Origin of the sequence: Haloferax sp. Q22 (assembly GCF_001482285.1) — an archaeon.
Lineage (GTDB): Archaea > Halobacteriota > Halobacteria > Halobacteriales > Haloferacaceae > Haloferax.
The window spans coordinates 12838-29272 of the sequence record NZ_LOEP01000008.1 but is presented as its reverse complement, the minus strand read 5'-3'; the positions used below and the strand labels follow the sequence as shown (position 1 = coordinate 29272).

Here is a 16435-nt window from a genome sequence, read left to right as displayed (position 1 = left end):
AACGCCGGTTCGCGCGAGCGTGTCAGCCGTCGAACGGGTCAGTCCTGCGCTTGTACTCGATTTCGGTCGAGACGGCGTCGGCGATATCTGCCCCGAACTCCCGTTCGACGAGGTGTAACGAGAGGTCCAGTCCGGAGGTGACGCCGCCCGCGGTGAGCACGTCGCCGTCGTCGACGACGCGCGCTTCGACGACTTCCGCGGCCGTCTCGCGGAGGTCCGAGAGCGCGCCGCCGTGAGTGACCGCGGGGCGGCCGTCGAGAATGCCGGCGCGAGCGAGGAGCATACCGCCGGTACAGACGCCGGCGACGGTTGTTCCGGCCTCATGGAGCGCCGCGATGGCGTCGGGAATTTCGCCTTTCTCGGCCTCCGCCCACGCGCTCTGTTCCGCGCGGGAGTTCCAGCCGCCGCCGGGGACGACGAGGAGGTCCGGGCGGTCGGTCTCGGGGTCGAGGACGCGGTCGACGCCGACGCGCATCCCGTGGCTCGCGGTCACGAACTCGCGGTCGTCAAGCGCGACGAGTTCGGCCTCGCAGTCGGCCCCGGCCGCGCCGGCGTTCTGGAACACCTCGAACGGCGCGACGGCGTCGAGTTCGTCGAAGCCGTCGTAGAGGATAACAGCGACGTGCATGTCTCCGAGGTCGCTCCCCGGGCAGAAAGCCGTTCGTGCCGCGGCGACCGAGGGCAAAAAACAGCAGGCGGGGTCAGTCGTCGCTCAGTCGTCGCCCCGGGCGGCCTCGAACATCGAAATCGCCCGCTCGCGGCGCTCGGAGTGGTCCACGATTGGCTCCGGGTAGTCGGGTGCGAGGCGCTCGCGTTCGAGGTCGGTCAGTTCGTGCCACTCGTGGATGGTGTTGGCCGTCACGTCCGAGAGCTCGGGGACGTGCCGCTTGATATACTCGCCGTCGGGGTCGTAGCGCTCGCCCTGCGTCATCGGGTTGAAGATGCGGAAGTACGGTTGCGCGTCGGTCCCAGTCGAGGCGGCCCACTGCCAGCCGCCGTTGTCGTTTGCGGTGTCGTGGTCCGCGAGGTGCTCGCGGAAGTGCGCGTAGCCGTGTCGCCAGTCGCACAGGAGGTCCTTCGTGAGGAACGACGCGACAATCATCCGGACGCGGTTGTGCATGTACGCCTCCTCGCGGAGCTGTCGCATCCCGGCGTCGACGATGGGGTAGCCGGTTTTCCCCTCCTTCCACGCCGCCAGTTCCTCGGCGTCGTCGCACCACGCGATGTCGTTTTCGTACTCCTTGTAGTTCTCCGTGACGACGTTCGGGTGCTCCCGGAGGACGTGGGCGTAGAACTCCCGCCACGCCAACTGCGACTGGAACTCCTCGACCGACTCGTCTTTCTCGCCGCCGACGCCCTCGCGGGCCGCGGCGGTCGCCGCGTACACCTCGCGGATGCCGATAGTTCCGAACTTGAGGTCCGTCGAGAGCCGGGACGTGGCGTCCCGCGTCGGGTAGTCGCGGTCGTCGGCGTAGCGGTAGATGGCGTCCGCGCAGAACGACGACAGGCGCTCGCGGGCCGCCTCGGTCCCCGCCGATTGGACCGCCGCTGTCGGCTCCTCGAACCCGAGTTCAGCGATTGTCGGGAGGTTGCCGACGGCAACGTCGAACTCGGCGTCGGAGAGGCTCTCTGCCGCGGTTTCGAGCGTGCCGGCGTCGGCGAGGTCGTCGGCGTCCGGTTCCGGATAGGGGTCGGGTTTGTCGCGGTCGCGCCACTTCTTCCAGAAGTAGGTGTAGACTGAGTAGGTGTCGCCCGCGTTGGTCGTGATGCTCCCCGGCGGGTGGAAGATGGCGTCGTGGACCGACTCGCGGGCGACGCCAGCGTCGTCGAGGGCGAGCCGCACGTCGGCGTCGCGCTCGCGGGCGAGTCCGGAGTAATCGATACCCCAGGTGGCTCGCTCGGCGTCGAGCGCCGCCGCCACCGCCGGGACGACCGCTCGGGGGTCGCCGCGGGCGACGAGCAGGTCGCTCCCGCGCTCTCGGTACGCGTCGCGGAGCTCGGCGAGCGCGTCGAGTAAGTACCTGACGCGGGGCACGCCGGCGTGGTCGAGCACGTCCCGGTCGAAGACGAAAAGCGGGGCGACGGGGCCCGCTTCGGCGGCCGTCGCGAGGCCGCGGTTGTCCGCGACTCGCAGGTCCCGGCGGTGCCAGTGCAGTTGCATAGCCGCGCCTCAGGACGGCGGCTATGTCAATGTAGCGGCAGTCCGACCTCGACTCGCAAGTAAAACCGACCGACCCGTCCGTTCGAACGAACTTAATCGCCCGGAGACGCTGGACATGACTACCTACCGCGCCCAACGGCGGTCATTCGGCCGTTTTCGGACACCTGTTGGCATGGATATGGTACGATGACCGACCCTCGGGTTGGCGCGACTGTCTCGGGTAATGTGATGTTATCGACCGAATTCAGGGACGGGAGCACGTTTACGTTCTTGCTATCTGGTGTACCCAGTTCATACCTATACCGCGTCGTACCCACGGTTCTGGTATGTCCGGGCATCGCTTCCTTCCTGACTCCGCGGTCCGACAGCCGCGTCTCCGCTCCCCACTCGTGTTTCCGCTCCTCCTCTTGACGTTCGTCTGCGGGACGCTCGGCTGGCTCGTCTGGGCTCCCTACGGCGTGTTCCTCGGCGTACTTCCGCCCCTGGTCGTCTTCGGCTTCGCGTTCGCCGAACTCTCGCCGACCTCGCCGTCGCCGCCGATGCTTCCGTCGGCGCGTCCCTCGCCGCCGCTCTCACTCGACGGCCGCGTCGACCTCGCCGCCGCGCTACACGGCGCGGGCATCTTCGCGACCGACGCGGACGACAACCTCTCGCTGTCGCCGCGGTTCGCCGAGGACTGGCGCGACCGCATGCTCGAAACCGAGGGCAGAAGCCACGACCGCGAGGCCCTCGCGGAGCTCCTCGGTGTCGACCCGGACAGAATCGAGATGGGGTGGAACGAGCGGGGGCTGTTCGCGCGACTCGACCGCGGAACCGTCGGCCAGTGGGCCTCCCGCGCCGCGTTCGTCGCCGACCTCACGGCGGTCGCGACGTTCCGCCGATACTACCCCGAGTGGTGGCGGCTCCCGACGGCGGACCGGAACCGCGTCCTCGGCGCCCTTCGGTTGTGTCTCCGAACGTGCCCGACCTGCGACGGTACAGTCGCGGTCGAGAGCGAACGGGTTGCACGGCCCGACAGCGGGCGGACGAAGCGACGCGTCTCGGCGACCTGCCGCGGGTGCGACGCCTCGCTGTTCGACGGCGTGGTCGAGGAGTCGTCGGCCGAACAGTCCGGATCCGACGAGGGTGCCGGCGTGCATCCGCAGAACACGCGGTAAGCGAGGCGCGAGCGCGAGAACGCCGCGCCGCCGACCCGCGTGAGCGGGATTTTCAGGGGAGCGAGTCGATGCCGTCGCGCCGGCCGTCGAGAACCGAAAAGCGCTCTCCGCGGCGTCGTTCGAGCCACCGGAGCAGGCGCTCTGCCCACCTGAGCTTCTGTGCTTTCATCGCGTCTACGGCCGGGTCGTCGAAGTCCCAGCCGGCGAAGACGAGCCGTTTCGCCCCGAGTTCGTCGGCGATGAAGGCGGCCCGGTCGCCGTCGGTGAAGCCGCCCCAGTTGACCACGGGGCCGACCGGGGCCGCCTGCGTCGTCCCGAGGACGTGGTCGGCGTCGAACCGCGGCACCCACTCGCGGACCGCGGGGAGGTTGTCGCCGTGGGCGTGGGCCGCGACGGGGACGCCGGATTCGGTCAGTTCGACCGCCGTCTCGGGGTTCTTGTCGAGGTCGGTCACCATCAAATCGAGGTCGAATCCGGCGGCTCGGACCGCGTCGGCGGCGGTGGAGGCGGCGACGACCACGTCCACGTCGGGGTCGTCGAGTCGGTCGAGTTCGTCCTCGAGCGTCGGGGCCGCCCCGCAGACGGCGACGGTCGCGTCCGCCCAGTCCAGTCGGTCGCGGTCGAAGGGACTCACGAGGTCGGCGAGCGCGTCTCTGGCGCGCTCGTCGCCGGTTCGTTCGAAGCCGAAATCATCGAGAATCCGTTCGTAGACGGGTTCCCACGTGGTGAAATCCATGGTGTAGCTGTCGCTCAGAATGTAACTGTATGGGCCGGAATGGCACTCGTGTACCCCTACCCGCGTGCCCTTCCGGCGTCCACAGGACCGTTTTAGGGTCGGATGGTATAAGTTTTCTCTTAGTAGAACGGTCAACGTCTGCCGAACGTCAGACGAATCGACGGGTCTGGTACGGGATAGCGTACCGGTTAGTTCGTCGCCCGCTCGACGGTCTGTAAAGCGGCTTCGAGGGCATCTGAGGCGTCCGTGACGAGCGTCGGAAGCCGGGCGAGCGCGGCGGGACTCCCGACCAGAAGCGCACCGGTGTCACCGGCGGCGAGGACGGCTCCCGCATCGCCGGCCGCAGCGGCGAGGGACTCCCGGTCGTCGGGGCCGAGCCCCTCCAGTTCGAAGACGCGCGTGACGCTCTCGGTTGCGACCTCGCGGTTCGCGCCGACGCGGTCGAGGTGTCTGGCGGCCTCGCCGGGCGTCGTCACGTCGAGTTCCTCGACCGACACGTCTCCGGGTTCGCGGACGCGACGGCGCTTGAACTCGTGGCCGATGAGGGCGGCGTCACGGGTCTCTTTCACGTCGTGGGTCCGGACCACGTGTGCGCCGCGTTCGACTGCCATCGAGGTGGCGGCGAGGCTGACGGGCAGCGCTTCCTCGGTCGAACGGCCGGCCACGTTGCGGAGGAAGTTCTTGCGGTTGATGGAGACCAAGATGGGGTAGCCGTAGCCGCGGAACTCCCGCAGGCGGTCGAACGTCTCGCGGTCGTGTTCGAGCGTCTTCGCCTCCGACCAGCCGCCGAAGGCGGGGTCGAGGATGGTCTTGTCGGTGAATCCATTCAGTTCGAGGGCGTCGTAGATGTCGTCGACTTCCGCTATCGCACCGGGGCGAGTGAGGTCCGGGGGACTGGCCATCTTGGCGACGGCGGCGTCGAACTCCTCGCAGACGCGGGGCATCTCCGGGTCGGCGAAGCCGCAGATGTCGTTGACCATGTCGAAGCCGCCGTCGAGCGCCGCCTCGGCGACCTCGTGGTAGCGCGTCTCGATGGAAAAGACGGCGTCGCCGGAGACGCTGTCGAGGACCGAAAGCGCCGTGTCGAGCCGGTCGAGTTCGTCTTCGGCCGACAGCACGTCGAGGCGCTTGTTCGCGGATTCGAGGCCGACGTCGACGATGTCGGCCCCCTCGTCGATGAGTTCGCGGTCGACGTACTCGGCGGCCTCGCTCGGGTCGTTGAACACGCTCGGCTTGTACGGGGACTCCTTGGAGACGTTCAGCACACCCATGATTCGCGGCGGGTGGTCGTCGCCGATTTCGAGTCCTGCCGCATCGACGGTTCGCATACCCGTCGGTTGGACCACACGAACATATGCCGACCGGTCGCGGAAGACACGTCGGGTCGCCCCGTGGTGGCAGCTCGCCGTCTCTCGCGGACGGCTGACCGGCATCACGCCATTTTTATCCGCCGCTCGGCTACCTCGGCCCATGGCGAAGGTCAGCGTCGGACTCCGCGGATGGCGGTTCGAAGAGTCCGAGATATTCACCGACGAGGGCGAGTTCAAACCGCTCGACGAGATTCCCGAGGACCCGCGGGAGCGACTCATGCGCCTCGTCTCGCTCGTCGAGGAACCGTGCGACGCCTGCTATCTGGTCCACGGCGACGAGGAGATACAGCAGTGCCGACAGGCGTCCATCGTCTACGGCGAGCCCCGCGAGGAAGTGCTCCTCTGCGAGCAGCACGAACCGGACTTCCTCTACTGGTTCCGCGAGGAGGACGGCCGCGACCTCGTCGGCGACGCGGTGTTCGCCGACGCGTTCCACGAGTGGTTCGCCGGCGACGGCCGCGCCCCCGACGGCTACGGCGGACTGGAGTACGTCGACACCGAACCCGACGAACTGCCGTCGCCGCCGGACGCCAACGAGATTCAGCGCCGGCTGGAGGAGAACTTCGTCGAGGGCGAGCGAATCAATCTCCGCGACTACGGCCCCGGCGCGGACGACGAGGACGCGACGCCCCTGACCGAAGACGACCTCGACGGCGTCGACCTCGACACGGACTACCCGACGAAATGAGCGACGACCCAGACGCCGGTGCCGCCGGGGACCGCGAGTTCGTCGTCGTCGTCGTCGAACCCGAGACGCCCGGCAACGTCGGGACCATCGCGCGGGCGATGAAGAACTTCGGCATCTACGACCTCCGCCTCGTCAACCCACCGCCGCTCGACCCCGACGGCGAGGCCTACGGCTTCGCCGGCCACGCCCGCGAGGACGTGCTCCCGAACGCCACCGAGACGACCTTAGAGGAGGTCGTCGAGGAGTTCCACACCATCGGGACGACCGCGGTCTCCCACGAGGACTCCACCCGGCACATCCGTTACCCGTTCAAGACGCCGGTCGAAATCGCCGACTCGCTGGAGTCGGTGGAAACGAAGACCGCGCTCGTCTTCGGCCGCGAGGGCACCGGCCTCGACAACGAGGAGTTGGCGATGCTCGACGAGGTCTGTTGCATCCCCGCCGACGACCGCTACCCCGTGCTCAACCTCGGGCAGGCGGCGACGCTTCTCATGTACGAGCTTCGCCGGTTTACCGTCGAGGAGACACAGCTCCCCGACGTGGAGCGCGAGCGCGCTTCCGAGGCCGAAATCGAGGTCGTCTACCGCTTTTTCGACGAACTGCTCGACGCCGTGGACTACCGCGAGCACAAGCGGACCAAGACCTCGCGGATGATGCGCCGGCTGCTCGGCCGCGCCCACCCGACCGAGCGCGAGGCGGCGACGCTGACGGGCGTGTTCCGCCGCGCCGCCGAGGCCGTCCGCGACCCGGACCGCTTCCGCGACGACGAGAACTGACGCGCTCTGCGCTACTCCTCGCCGTCTCGCCGGGCGAACATCACGTAGCTCACGAACGAACAGACCTTCTCCACCTCGCCCGACTCGCGCTCGGCGCGGGTCGTCGTCCGAATCTCCACGAGGCCGCGACTGTCGGTCTCGGCGGTCGTGTCCAGCACCTCGGTTTCCACGACGAGCGTGTCGCCCGGGTACACCGGCTTCCACCAGCGAAGTTCGTCGACGCCCTTCGCGCCGAGGGACGCCGAGTCGGCGAGAAAGCCGTCCACGAGCAGGCGCATCGTCATCGATGTGGTGTGCCAGCCGCTGGCGATGACGCCGCCGTACATCGACTCGGACTCGGCGCGCTCCGGGTCGGTGTGGAACCACTGCGGGTCGTACTGCTCGGCGAACGCCAGAATCTCCGATTCGGTCACGTCGTACGCGCCGAACTCGTGGGTGTCGCCGACCGCGAAATCCTCGAAGAACTGCATGACTCCCCTTCGGCCGGACCCGTGGAGAAAGTAGCGGTGGCGGCGGTCCGGGCGCGGCACGCTCGCCCGGGCGCGTTCCACGACTTCGATCCCCCTCCCCCGACGCGCCAGACAGCTTTTGCGACCCGACGCCCTATCGTCACGCGAGATGGCATCGCCCCCGCGCCGCTCTCGCCTCCCGATGATCGTCGTCGGCGCCGTCGTCCTCGCGTTCTACCTCTCGCTCAGCGCGCTCAGCGCGTTCGCGGTGGTGACGCTCTGGCGGCTCCGTCCCGACCCCGTGACCGCCGCCGTCGTCGCCGTCGCAGTCGCCGTCGTCCTCGGCTATCTGAGCTTCCGCTTCGGTACGGTGCGACTGCTCAGCCAACTCGACGCGCGGGACATGTCGCCCGCGGAGTCGCCGTCAGTCCACCGCCTGCGAGACCGCCTCGCCGAGCGGATGGACCTCGACCCGCCGACGCTGAAACTCGCGCGTTTCTCCGCGCCGAACGCGCTGGCGCTCGACCCGATGGGCCGCGACGTGGTCGTCCTCGACGCCGCGCTGTTCCGCCTCCTCGACACCGACGAGTTCGAGGCGCTGCTCGCGCACGAACTCGCGCACCTCGAACGGAAAGACGGGCTGGTCCAGTCGCTCGTGGCGAGCGTCCTCCAGACGGTCGTCGGCGTCGGCTACCTGTTCGTCTCGCCCGTGACGTTCCTGACGACGGGCGTCGCCCTCGGTTCGGCGTGGATGCGCGGCCGGCCGAAGTCGTGGCCCGAGACGTTCGCCGGCCGGATTCGCCTCCGGCTGGACGAGTTCGTCGGTCTGTTCGGCTTCGGCCTCACCGTGTTCGTCCGGTCGCAGTCGAGAAAGCGGGAGTTCGCGGCCGACGCGCGGGCCGCCGAGGTGACGGGCAAGCCGATGGCGCTCGCGTCGGCCCTGCGGAAGTTAGACCGGGCCGCCCGGCCGCAACTCGGCCTGTCGCCGCTGTGGGTGTACGGCGAGGTCGAGGTCGAAGACCCGGTGTCGGACCTGCTTTCGACCCACCCCTCGACCGACGAGCGCGTCGAGCGACTGGCCGCGATGGCCGACGAGTCGATGACGCGAATCGAGGTGCGGTGAGATGCCCGGCTCACCCGACCCGGTGCTCGGTAACTGGCTTCTCACCCACGTCGTCGCCGTCGCCGCCGCGCTCGGCACCGTCGGCGTCGTCTACGCGACCCGCGCTCGGAGCGCCCGCGGCTCCCTGACGCCCGCGCTCCTCGGCGGCGGCTACGCCCTCGCCACGCTCGCCGTCTGGACCGCGGCGCGACTCGCCACCGACGCGGTCCCCTCGGAACTGGTCGAAGACCCGCTGACCGCGGCGGGCTTCCTCGGGTTCTCGTTCCTCATGCTCGCCGGGTTCGTGGTCGCTGCAGCCCTGCTGTTTGCCCGCCGCGGGCTGGTCGCGCCGCTCGTCGGCCTGTTCGGCGTCACGGAACTCGTCTGGTGGGCGTTCCTCCACGTCCGCGGCGAGACGGACGCCCTCGGGATGTTCCTCTTCGTCGGGCCGGCGCTGTTGGTGCTTCTCCTCGTCGCGGCCGGCGTCGAGTACGCGGGTCGATGGGGCTGGCGGCGGTTCGTCCGCGACGGCGGGCGCTCGGCGACGTGAGAACGAAAAAGACGGCCGGAGAGAGCAGTTAGAGTTGGCTCAGGCGCGCTTTTGAATCTCCTCGCGGAGCACGTCGCTGACGACGCCGCCGTCGGCCTTGCCGCGGAGCGCGCCCATCGCCTCGCCCATGAGCGCAGAGAACGCGCCCATGCCCTGCTGTTCGACTTGGTCGGCGTTGCGTTCGACGACCTCCGCGATGGCATCTCGGACCTCGTCTTCGGAGACGCCGGAGAGACCGGCCTCCTCGACGGCTTCCTCGGCCGTGAGGCTCGGGTTCTCGGCGATGGTGGCGAGCACGTCGTTGACGCCCTCCTTGGCGAGGTCGCCGTCCTCGACGAGGTGCATGACCGCGAGCAGGTGGTCGTCGGTGAGTTCGGAGACGGCCACGTCGTCGCGGCGGAGTTCGGTCAGCGTCGATTCGAGCAGGCCGGCCGCGAACGTCGCGTCGATACCGGCGTCCACCGCCTCCTCGAACAGCGGCATCGTCCGGCCGTAGGCGACCTGCTCCGCGAGGCCGGCGTCGAGGCCGAACTCGGCTTGGTAGCGGTCGACCTTCTCGGTCAGGAGTTCGGGCGTCTCCACGTCGCTCGGGTCGAGGTCGACGGTGAGCACGTCCGTCTCGGGGTACATCCGGGCCGCGCCGGGGAGCGGCCGGAGGTAGCGCGTCGTGCCGTCGTCGTTGGCTCCGCGGGTCTCCTCGGGGACTTCCTCGATGGCGACTTCGGCGCGCTCTGCGACCGCGTCGATGGCGAGGTCGGCCGTCTCGGGGTCGTCGGCGACGATGGCGACCGCGTCCTCGGGACCGGCGTCGACGGCGTCGCGGAGCGACTCGACTTCGGCCTCGGTGACGCCGTAGGCCGGGAGCTCGTCGGTGTGGAAGATGCCGCCCGCGCCGTGGCGCTTGGCGTGGTCGGAGAGTTCGGTACCGAGGCGGCGGTCGGGCTGGAGTTCGCGGCCGACGAGGCCGTCGAAGCCGTACAGGGGAACGGCCGTGACCTTCCCGCCGGCGTCCAGCGCGCCGCGGATGACGCCGGAGTCCGAGTCCTCGAACACGTCGGTCACGTCGGTCACGCCGCCGACGGAAGCGTCGCGCGACTGGAGTTCGTCGCGAATCTCGACCAGTTCGGCCTGTCGGCAGACCTCGAAGCGGACGATTTCGTCGATTTGGTCGAGCGCCTGCACGCCCTTGATTTCGACGCGCGCACCGTTGGCGATGGAGACGTTCACGTCCTGTCGGATGGTACCGAGGCCGCGTTTGACCTTGCCCGTCGAACGCAGGAGCATGCCGATGGTCTGGGCCGCCTCGCGTGCCTGCTCGGGCGAGGAGATGTCCGGCCCGGTGCCGATTTCGACGAGCGGGATGCCGAGGCGGTCGAGGCTGTAGAGGACGCCGTCGTCGCGCTCTTCGACGCGCTGGGCGGACTCCTCTTCGAGCATGAGGTCGACCACGGAGACGGGGCCCTCGCTGGTCTGAATCTCGCCTTCCTGCGCGATGAGCGACGAGCGTTGGAAGCCTGAGGTGTTCGAACCGTCGATGACGAGCTTGCGCATGACGTGCGCCTCGTCGACGACGTTCATGTCGAGCAGTTCGGCGATCTGCATGGCGACCGTGCGCGCCTCGTGGTCGAGTTCGTGCGGCGGCTCGTCGTCCTCTTCGACCAGACAGGTCGAGTCGTAGGCGAGGTACTCGAACTCGCGTTCGACGCGGCTCTCTTCGAGCGCGGCGTCGTCGAGTTCGCCCAGTTCGCTCTTGGTCGGGTGGAGGAAGCGCGTGAACGTGCGCGCGGCCTCGTCGGGCTCGCGGAGGTCGGTCGGACACCCGCAGAACAGCTTTGTCTCGGTGTCGAGTTGCTGGTGAATCTCCAGCCCAGCCACGAGGCCGAGGTCCTCGTAGTCGTAGTCGTAGTCGGTCATTGCTACTCCCTGCGTTCGGGGGGAGTAAAAAAGGATTCAGTCTGCCGTCAGAGGCGACGAAGCCCCTCGCCGATACCTTCGACCTGTTCACACTCGGGACAGACGTACGTCCACCCGTCGTTCGTCGCTCGTCCCTCCGGGAATACGGCCCCACAACCTCGACACTCCAACATGTCTCGCCCGCGGGCCCGCTGCTCTTGCAGTCCGGCCATACTGGTATAATCGTCAAAATCAGGCTTCAAAATACCGATTTTTGAGATTTCGTGACAGTTCTTCACTTGGGGGTGAATGTCACGGCGGTGCAGGAGTGCGATTGCTACCGCGAGCCGAGTAAATATAACCCTCTCTGTGGCTGAACTGACCGAAACCATCGAGCGCGCACCTCGAATCGGGGAACTTTCCCGGTCACCCAGGTGTGTCAAAAAGTAGACTGTTCTTCGGGCGGGGCTCAGTCGTCGCCGAGGATACCGCGATGGGTCATCTTCTCGGGGTCGAGCACCTCGTCGGCTTCCGCCTCGGTGAGGTAGCCTTCGTCGACGGCGACCTGCCGGACGCTCTTCCCGTCCGCGAGCGCCTTCTTGGCGACCTTCGAGGCCTTGTCGTAGCCGATTGCGGGGTTGAGCGCCGTCGCCAGCGCCATCGACTGTTCGACCCGCGTCTCACAGTGTTCCTCGTTGGCTTCGAGCTTGGCGACGAAGCGCTCGGCGAACACCTCGGAGGAGTTCGCCAGCAGTTTCGCCGATTCGAGGAAGTTGTGCGCGAGGACGGGCTTGTAGAGGTTGAGGTCGATTTGGCCTTCCGCGGCACCGGCGGAGACGGCGGCGTCGTTGCCGACGACCTGCTTGTGGACCTGATTGACGGCCTCTGCGACGACCGGGTTGATTTTGCCGGGCATGATGGAGGAGCCGGGCTGGTTCTCCGGCTGTTCGAGTTCGCCGAGCCCGTTGCGCGGGCCGGACGCGAGCAGGCGGAGGTCATTGGCGATTTTGTTGAGGGAGCCGGCGACCGTGCGGAGCGCGCCGTGGGCCTCGCTCATCGCGTCGTGGGCCGCCTGCGCCTCGAAGTGGTTGTCGGCCTCGCGGAACTCGACGCCGGTCTCCTCGGACATGTACTCCGCGGCCTTCGCCGGGAACTCGGGGTGCGTGTTCAGTCCCGTGCCGACCGCGGTGCCGCCGAGCGCGAGTTCGCCGAGGTGCTCGCGCACGTTCTCGACGCGGCGGACGCCCTTTTCGACCTGCGTGCGGTAGCCGCCGAACTCCTGTCCGAGGCGGACGGGCGTGGCGTCCTGCAGGTGGGTGCGGCCGGTCTTGACGACGCCGTCGAACTCGTCTTCCTTGTCGCCGAGCGCCTCGGCGAGCGTCTCCAGCGCAGGAAGGAGGTCCTTCTCGACGGCTTCGAGGGAGGCGACGTGCATGGCGGTCGGAATCACGTCGTTCGAGGACTGGCCGAAGTTGACGTGGTCGTTCGGGTGGACGACGCGGTCGCCGATGCCCTCGCCCATAATCTCCGCGGCGCGGTTGGCGATGACCTCGTTGGCGTTCATGTTCGAGGAGGTCCCGGAACCGGTCTGGAACACGTCCACGGGGAACTGGTCGTCGAGTTCGCCGGCGATGACCTCGTCGGCGGCCTCGACGATGGCGGCCGCGACGTCCTCGTCTATCATGCCGAGGTCGCGGTTGGCCTGTGCGGCGGCCTTCTTCACCACGCCGAGCGCGCGGACGAAGCGCCGCCCGAAGGTGATACCGGAGATGGGGAAGTTCTCGACCGCCCGCTGGGTCTGTGCGCCCCAGTAGGCGTCGACAGGAACTTCCATCTCGCCGAGACTGTCCCGCTCGATTCGATAATCATCGTCGCCCATGGTTCGGGGGTCGTTTTGGCAGGGGGTAAAATCCATTGGTCCGTGCGTCCGACTCTCGTTCATGAAAATTAACTCATGTTTGAATAATTATTAATTGTCCTCGTAAGTGGATGCAGTCTTCCGATTCTGACCAAACAGTTATCTGATAACAAAAAAATTTACTCGATTTCGAATTGTTGATTTGGAAAGTCTTAAGTAAATCGTGTAAAATTCATTGGCTGGACTTGTCACGGACCAACAATCATGACTGACACACCCGATTCGGACGACGTTTCTCGACGCACGTATCTCAAACTCGCCGGCGGTGCCGGAGCCGCGACCTTCCTCGCGGGCTGTACCGGCGGCGGCAGAGAGTCGACGACGGAGTCCACGGACGGTTCCGGCGACTCCGAGAGCACCGAGGAGACGAGCGGTGACGACTCCGACTCCTCGACGGAGTACAACGCGCTCGAAGTGCAGCACTGGTGGACCGGCGGCGACGGCGGTGCCGCGGTGCAGGCACTCCTCGAAGGCTTCAGCGAGCAGTACCCGGACATCGAACTCACGGAGAACCCCGTCGCGGGCGGCGCTGGCCAAAATCTCCGCGCGGTCATCAAAAAGCGCATCCTGAACAACGACCCGCCGAGCACGTGGCAGGCGTGGCCCGGCGCGAACCTCCAGCCCTTCACGGACGCCGACAAACTGGAGGACATCGAGGAGTCCGTCTGGGGCCACAACGACATGAAGAACGCCTACCTCGACGGCCCCCAAGAGGCGGCTCAGCCGGCCGGTAACTACGTTTCGGTCCCGCTGAACATCCACCGCCTCAACAACCTCTTTTACAACGTCGAGGTCGTCGAGGACGCGGGCGTCGACCCCGCGAGCATCGACTCGCCGAGCGCCCTCGTGGACGCGATGGCGACCGTCGACGAGGCGGGCTACGTCGGGATGGCTCAGCAGACGAACTCCGCGTGGTCGACCGGCCAGCTCTGGGCGCAGGTGCTCCTCGGCGAGTACGGCGCAGACGTGTACGCCGACGTGACCGCCGGCAACGTCGAGGCCAACGCGGACGCCGTCCGCGACTCGCTCGACATCGTCAAGCAGTACTCCGAGTACTACCCGAACGACGCCGGGTCCATCTCGTGGCAGGACGCCAACTCGAAGGTCATCTCGGGCGACGCGGCGTTCTTCCACCAGGGTGACTGGGCGGCGGGAATGTACCGCGCACAGGACGACTTCGAGTACGAGACCAACTGGGACCACGTCGCGTTCCCGGGCACTGAGGGACTCTACTCGCTCAACATGGACTCGTTCCCGATGCCGACGAACAACCCGTCCCCCGAGGCGACGAAGGCGTTCCTCCGCTACGTCGGCTCGGTCGACGCCCAAGAGCGGTTCAACCCGAAGAAGGGCTCCATCCCGCCGCGGACCGACGTGCCGCAGGACGCCTTCGGGCCGTTCCTCCAGAACCAGATGGACGACTTCTCCAACTCCGAGGCCCAGCCGCTGTCGATTCAGCACGGCCTCGCCGTCGCCCCCGACGCGCTCACCGCGTTCGAGGACGCGATGGCCTCGTTCATCTCCAGCTACGACGTGGAGGCGGCCTACAGCGCCATCCAGTCGGCGTTCCAGTAAGGGAGCACTCCCCCATTTCCGATTATGTCATCACACATCCTCAAGCGACTCCTGGACCGTCTGCGAGACGACGGCCAGCCGGTTCGAACCGACGGCGGGACGGCCGCCGCGGGGAGTGAAACGGCCGGGGACGCCCCCGACCTCGGGTCGGCGTTGTCGTCGCTCCGCGAGAGCGACGCGGTCCGCTCCGCGCCGTTTTGGCTCCCGCCGTTCCTGCTGATGGGCTTTTTCGTCTACGGCGCTATCAGCTGGAACATCGTCATCTCCTTCACCGACTTCGGCGGGCTCACACTGCCGACGTACGACCCCTCGACGTTCGACCTGGAGATGTACCGGCGGGCCTTCTCGGACGGCCAGTTCTGGATCGCCACCCGAAACACGTTCGTGCTCCTCATCTCGTTTACCGGCCTCTCGCTGGCCGGGGGGCTCGGCCTCGCCATCCTCGTCGACCGCGGCATCCGGTTCGAAAACTGGTTCCGCACCATCTACCTCCTGCCGTTCAGCCTGTCGTTCGTCGTGACGGCGGTGTTCTGGCGGTGGATGTACAACTTCGATTCGGGGCTCATCAACGCCTCCCTGCGGAGTATCGGCCTCGACTTCGTCGCGTCGAAGTGGCTCACCGGCAGCATCGACACGGGCGCGCTCGGGGCGATACCGCTCGTCCCCGACACGTTCTACTTCAAGCTGTTCGCGGTCATCTTCGCGCTGCTCTGGCAGTTCAGCGGCTACGCGATGGTCGTCTACCTCGCGGGGCTCCGCGCGATTCCGAACGACCAGTACGAGGCCGCGCGGGTCGACGGCGCGTCCATCCTGCGGATGTACCGGCGGGTCATCCTGCCGCAACTCCGCGCCTCGACGGTGAGCGCCGCGGTCGTCCTCATGGTGTTCGCGCTCAAGGCGTTCGACTTCCTGTACGTCCTGTTCGGGAGCAACCCCGGGCCGACGGCGGACATCCTCTCGACGATGATGTACCGACAGGCGTTCTCCGCCAACCAGTGGGCCTACGGCTCCGCCATCGCCGTGATCCTGTTCCTCGTGGCACTGACCGTGGTCGCGCCGTACCTCTACGGCGAGTACCGGCGGGGTGAACTATGAGCGTCCGCGACGACCTCGCAGAGCGAGTCGGCGTCGACCTCGAAGCCGTCGACCCGCTGCGCGTCGCCCTCTACGCGACGCTCGTCGGGCTGGTGGCGTTCTACCTGTCGCCCCTCGAATCGGGGCTGATGACCGCGCTGAAGACCGAAGCCGAGTTCGCCACGTCGCCGCCGTTCGTGCCGCCGACGGTCGAAGGCTTCACGCTCGAACCGTTCGGCGTCGCCCTCGACACGCTGTCGTCGGCCATCCTCAACAGCATCATGCTGGCCGTGCCGGCGACGGTGCTGTCGGCGCTGTTCGGCAGTTTCGCGGCGTACGGCCTCACGAACTTCGAGTGGCGCGGCCAACTCGGCGTCGTCGCGCTGTTCATCGCGGGCATCTTCATCCCGTACCAGGCGGTTCTCATCCCGCTGTCGCGGCTCTGGGCCATCGTGGACACGCAGTCGTTGCTCGCGCCGGTTCTCGACATCACGGTGTTCTCGGCGCAGGTACCCGTCCTCGGGACGGTCGAACTCGCCACGCACCCGCACTACGCGAGCATCATCAACCTCATCATCACCCACACGGCGTACGGGATTCCTATCACGACGCTGCTGTTCCGAGGCTACTACAAGAAGCTCTCGACGGAGATGCTGGAGGCCGCCCGCCTCGACGGAGCGGGCGCGTTCACCGTCTACCGCCGCATCGTGCTCCCGCTTTCGATGCCGATGTTCGCGGTGACCCTCATCTACCAGTTCACGCAGGTCTGGAACGACCTGCTGTTCGCGCTCATTATCATCCCCTCGGGGTCTGGCCCCGCGGCGGTGGCGACCATCGCGCTCAACGAACTGACCGGCGGCATCATCCAGACGTTCAACACGCAGATGGCCGGCGCGTTCGTCGCCGCCCTGCCGACGTTGCTCGTCTACGTCCTGTTCGGGGACAAGTTCGCGAAGGGGGTTGCGGGCAACACATGAGCCGACTCG

At 67.4% G+C, this 16435-nt stretch carries 16 protein-coding genes; 8 read left to right on the top strand and 8 right to left on the bottom strand.

Translation table 11 applies throughout. The features are described from left to right. Positions 1-22 precede the first annotated feature (22 nt). Both AM590_RS03000 and AM590_RS02995 read right to left on the bottom strand, forming a co-directional pair. Entirely contained in the window at positions 23-628 is a 606-nt protein-coding gene (locus AM590_RS03000; protein ID WP_058826154.1) for a DJ-1/PfpI family protein, read from the bottom strand. A gap of 84 nt (positions 629-712) precedes the next feature. Continuing rightward, the gene (locus AM590_RS02995) at positions 713-2161 is read right to left on the bottom strand and encodes a deoxyribodipyrimidine photo-lyase (RefSeq protein WP_058826153.1); all 1449 of its coding nucleotides are present in this window, start codon (positions 2159-2161) and stop codon (positions 713-715) included. A gap of 389 nt (positions 2162-2550) precedes the next feature. On the opposite strand from AM590_RS02995, the gene AM590_RS02990 reads away from it, so the two are divergent. Continuing rightward, positions 2551-3318, top strand: coding sequence for a hypothetical protein (locus tag AM590_RS02990; RefSeq protein ID WP_082677640.1), 768 nt, complete (start codon positions 2551-2553; stop codon positions 3316-3318). A 52-nt stretch (positions 3319-3370) separates the two neighbouring features. Here the strand turns inward: AM590_RS02990 and AM590_RS02985 are convergent, their stop codons facing one another. Both AM590_RS02985 and folP read right to left on the bottom strand, forming a co-directional pair. Then, positions 3371-4054 (bottom strand): 6-hydroxymethylpterin diphosphokinase MptE-like protein, encoded by a 684-nt coding sequence (locus AM590_RS02985; protein WP_058826151.1) that lies wholly within the window; start codon positions 4052-4054, stop codon positions 3371-3373. Between the two features lie 188 nt (positions 4055-4242). After that, positions 4243-5382, bottom strand: coding sequence for a dihydropteroate synthase (gene folP / locus AM590_RS02980; protein ID WP_058826176.1), 1140 nt, complete (start codon positions 5380-5382; stop codon positions 4243-4245). Positions 5383-5524: 142 nt separating this feature from the next. Between folP and AM590_RS02975 the strand changes: the two genes are divergently transcribed. Next, complete coding sequence (locus AM590_RS02975) at positions 5525-6112, top strand: hypothetical protein (protein ID WP_058826150.1); 588 nt, start codon at positions 5525-5527, stop codon at positions 6110-6112. Next, positions 6109-6888 carry an RNA methyltransferase gene (locus AM590_RS02970; RefSeq protein ID WP_058826149.1) on the top strand — a complete coding sequence of 260 codons (780 nt, stop codon included), beginning with the start codon at positions 6109-6111 and terminating at the stop codon, positions 6886-6888. Before AM590_RS02975 ends, AM590_RS02970 begins: the two co-directional genes overlap by 4 nt. An 11-nt stretch (positions 6889-6899) precedes the next feature. On the opposite strand, the gene AM590_RS02965 is transcribed toward AM590_RS02970, so the two are convergent. Then, on the bottom strand, positions 6900-7358 hold the full coding sequence (locus AM590_RS02965; protein WP_058826148.1) for a MaoC family dehydratase: 459 nt from the start codon (positions 7356-7358) through the stop codon (positions 6900-6902). 181 nt (positions 7359-7539) lie between these two features. Here AM590_RS02965 and AM590_RS02960 point away from each other — a divergent pair, with 181 nt between their 5' ends. Together AM590_RS02960 and AM590_RS02955 are read left to right on the top strand one after the other, a co-directional pair. Further along, complete coding sequence (locus AM590_RS02960) at positions 7540-8460, top strand: M48 family metallopeptidase (RefSeq protein WP_058826147.1); 921 nt, start codon at positions 7540-7542, stop codon at positions 8458-8460. Position 8461: 1 nt separating this feature from the next. Beyond that, complete coding sequence (locus AM590_RS02955; RefSeq protein ID WP_058826146.1) at positions 8462-8989, top strand: hypothetical protein; 528 nt, start codon at positions 8462-8464, stop codon at positions 8987-8989. A gap of 39 nt (positions 8990-9028) precedes the next feature. Here the strand turns inward: AM590_RS02955 and gatE are convergent, their stop codons facing one another. The 3 genes from gatE to AM590_RS02945 all read right to left on the bottom strand — a co-directional run bounded on the left by gatE (position 9029) and on the right by AM590_RS02945 (position 12761). Further along, complete coding sequence (gene gatE, locus AM590_RS02950; protein WP_058826145.1) at positions 9029-10903, bottom strand: Glu-tRNA(Gln) amidotransferase subunit GatE; 1875 nt, start codon at positions 10901-10903, stop codon at positions 9029-9031. Positions 10904-10950: 47 nt separating this feature from the next. Further along, positions 10951-11115, bottom strand: a complete 165-nt coding sequence (locus tag AM590_RS21320; protein WP_191965854.1) for an HVO_2901 family zinc finger protein — start codon at positions 11113-11115, stop codon at positions 10951-10953. Between the two features lie 236 nt (positions 11116-11351). After that, entirely contained in the window at positions 11352-12761 is a 1410-nt protein-coding gene (locus tag AM590_RS02945; RefSeq protein ID WP_058826144.1) for a class II fumarate hydratase, read from the bottom strand. A gap of 243 nt (positions 12762-13004) precedes the next feature. On the opposite strand from AM590_RS02945, the gene AM590_RS02940 reads away from it, so the two are divergent. The 3 genes from AM590_RS02940 to AM590_RS02930 are packed head-to-tail and all read left to right on the top strand — an operon-like array spanning position 13005 to position 16426. Next, positions 13005-14375, top strand: coding sequence for an ABC transporter substrate-binding protein (locus AM590_RS02940; RefSeq protein WP_058826143.1), 1371 nt, complete (start codon positions 13005-13007; stop codon positions 14373-14375). A gap of 24 nt (positions 14376-14399) precedes the next feature. Beyond that, on the top strand, positions 14400-15470 hold the full coding sequence (locus AM590_RS02935; protein ID WP_058826142.1) for a carbohydrate ABC transporter permease: 1071 nt from the start codon (positions 14400-14402) through the stop codon (positions 15468-15470). Next, positions 15467-16426 (top strand): carbohydrate ABC transporter permease, encoded by a 960-nt coding sequence (locus AM590_RS02930; RefSeq protein ID WP_058826141.1) that lies wholly within the window; start codon positions 15467-15469, stop codon positions 16424-16426. Before AM590_RS02935 ends, AM590_RS02930 begins: the two co-directional genes overlap by 4 nt. Positions 16427-16435: the final 9 nt, after the last annotated feature.

What these genes read in the sequence shown, in the direction of transcription:
- folP (WP_058826176.1), bottom strand. Translation starts at nt 5,382, where the DNA reads ATGCGAACCGTCGATGCGGCAGGACTCGAAATCGGCGACGACCACCCG.
- AM590_RS02940 (WP_058826143.1), top strand. Translation starts at nt 13,005, where the DNA reads ATGACTGACACACCCGATTCGGACGACGTTTCTCGACGCACGTATCTC.
- AM590_RS02970 (WP_058826149.1), top strand. Translation starts at nt 6,109, where the DNA reads ATGAGCGACGACCCAGACGCCGGTGCCGCCGGGGACCGCGAGTTCGTC.
- AM590_RS02955 (WP_058826146.1), top strand. Translation starts at nt 8,462, where the DNA reads ATGCCCGGCTCACCCGACCCGGTGCTCGGTAACTGGCTTCTCACCCAC.
- gatE (WP_058826145.1), bottom strand. Translation starts at nt 10,903, where the DNA reads ATGACCGACTACGACTACGACTACGAGGACCTCGGCCTCGTGGCTGGG.
- AM590_RS02930 (WP_058826141.1), top strand. Translation starts at nt 15,467, where the DNA reads ATGAGCGTCCGCGACGACCTCGCAGAGCGAGTCGGCGTCGACCTCGAA.
- AM590_RS02935 (WP_058826142.1), top strand. Translation starts at nt 14,400, where the DNA reads ATGTCATCACACATCCTCAAGCGACTCCTGGACCGTCTGCGAGACGAC.
- AM590_RS21320 (WP_191965854.1), bottom strand. Translation starts at nt 11,115, where the DNA reads ATGGCCGGACTGCAAGAGCAGCGGGCCCGCGGGCGAGACATGTTGGAG.
- AM590_RS02995 (WP_058826153.1), bottom strand. Translation starts at nt 2,161, where the DNA reads ATGCAACTGCACTGGCACCGCCGGGACCTGCGAGTCGCGGACAACCGC.
- AM590_RS03000 (WP_058826154.1), bottom strand. Translation starts at nt 628, where the DNA reads ATGCACGTCGCTGTTATCCTCTACGACGGCTTCGACGAACTCGACGCC.
- AM590_RS02965 (WP_058826148.1), bottom strand. Translation starts at nt 7,358, where the DNA reads ATGCAGTTCTTCGAGGATTTCGCGGTCGGCGACACCCACGAGTTCGGC.
- AM590_RS02960 (WP_058826147.1), top strand. Translation starts at nt 7,540, where the DNA reads ATGATCGTCGTCGGCGCCGTCGTCCTCGCGTTCTACCTCTCGCTCAGC.
- AM590_RS02945 (WP_058826144.1), bottom strand. Translation starts at nt 12,761, where the DNA reads ATGGGCGACGATGATTATCGAATCGAGCGGGACAGTCTCGGCGAGATG.
- AM590_RS02985 (WP_058826151.1), bottom strand. Translation starts at nt 4,054, where the DNA reads ATGGATTTCACCACGTGGGAACCCGTCTACGAACGGATTCTCGATGAT.
- AM590_RS02975 (WP_058826150.1), top strand. Translation starts at nt 5,525, where the DNA reads ATGGCGAAGGTCAGCGTCGGACTCCGCGGATGGCGGTTCGAAGAGTCC.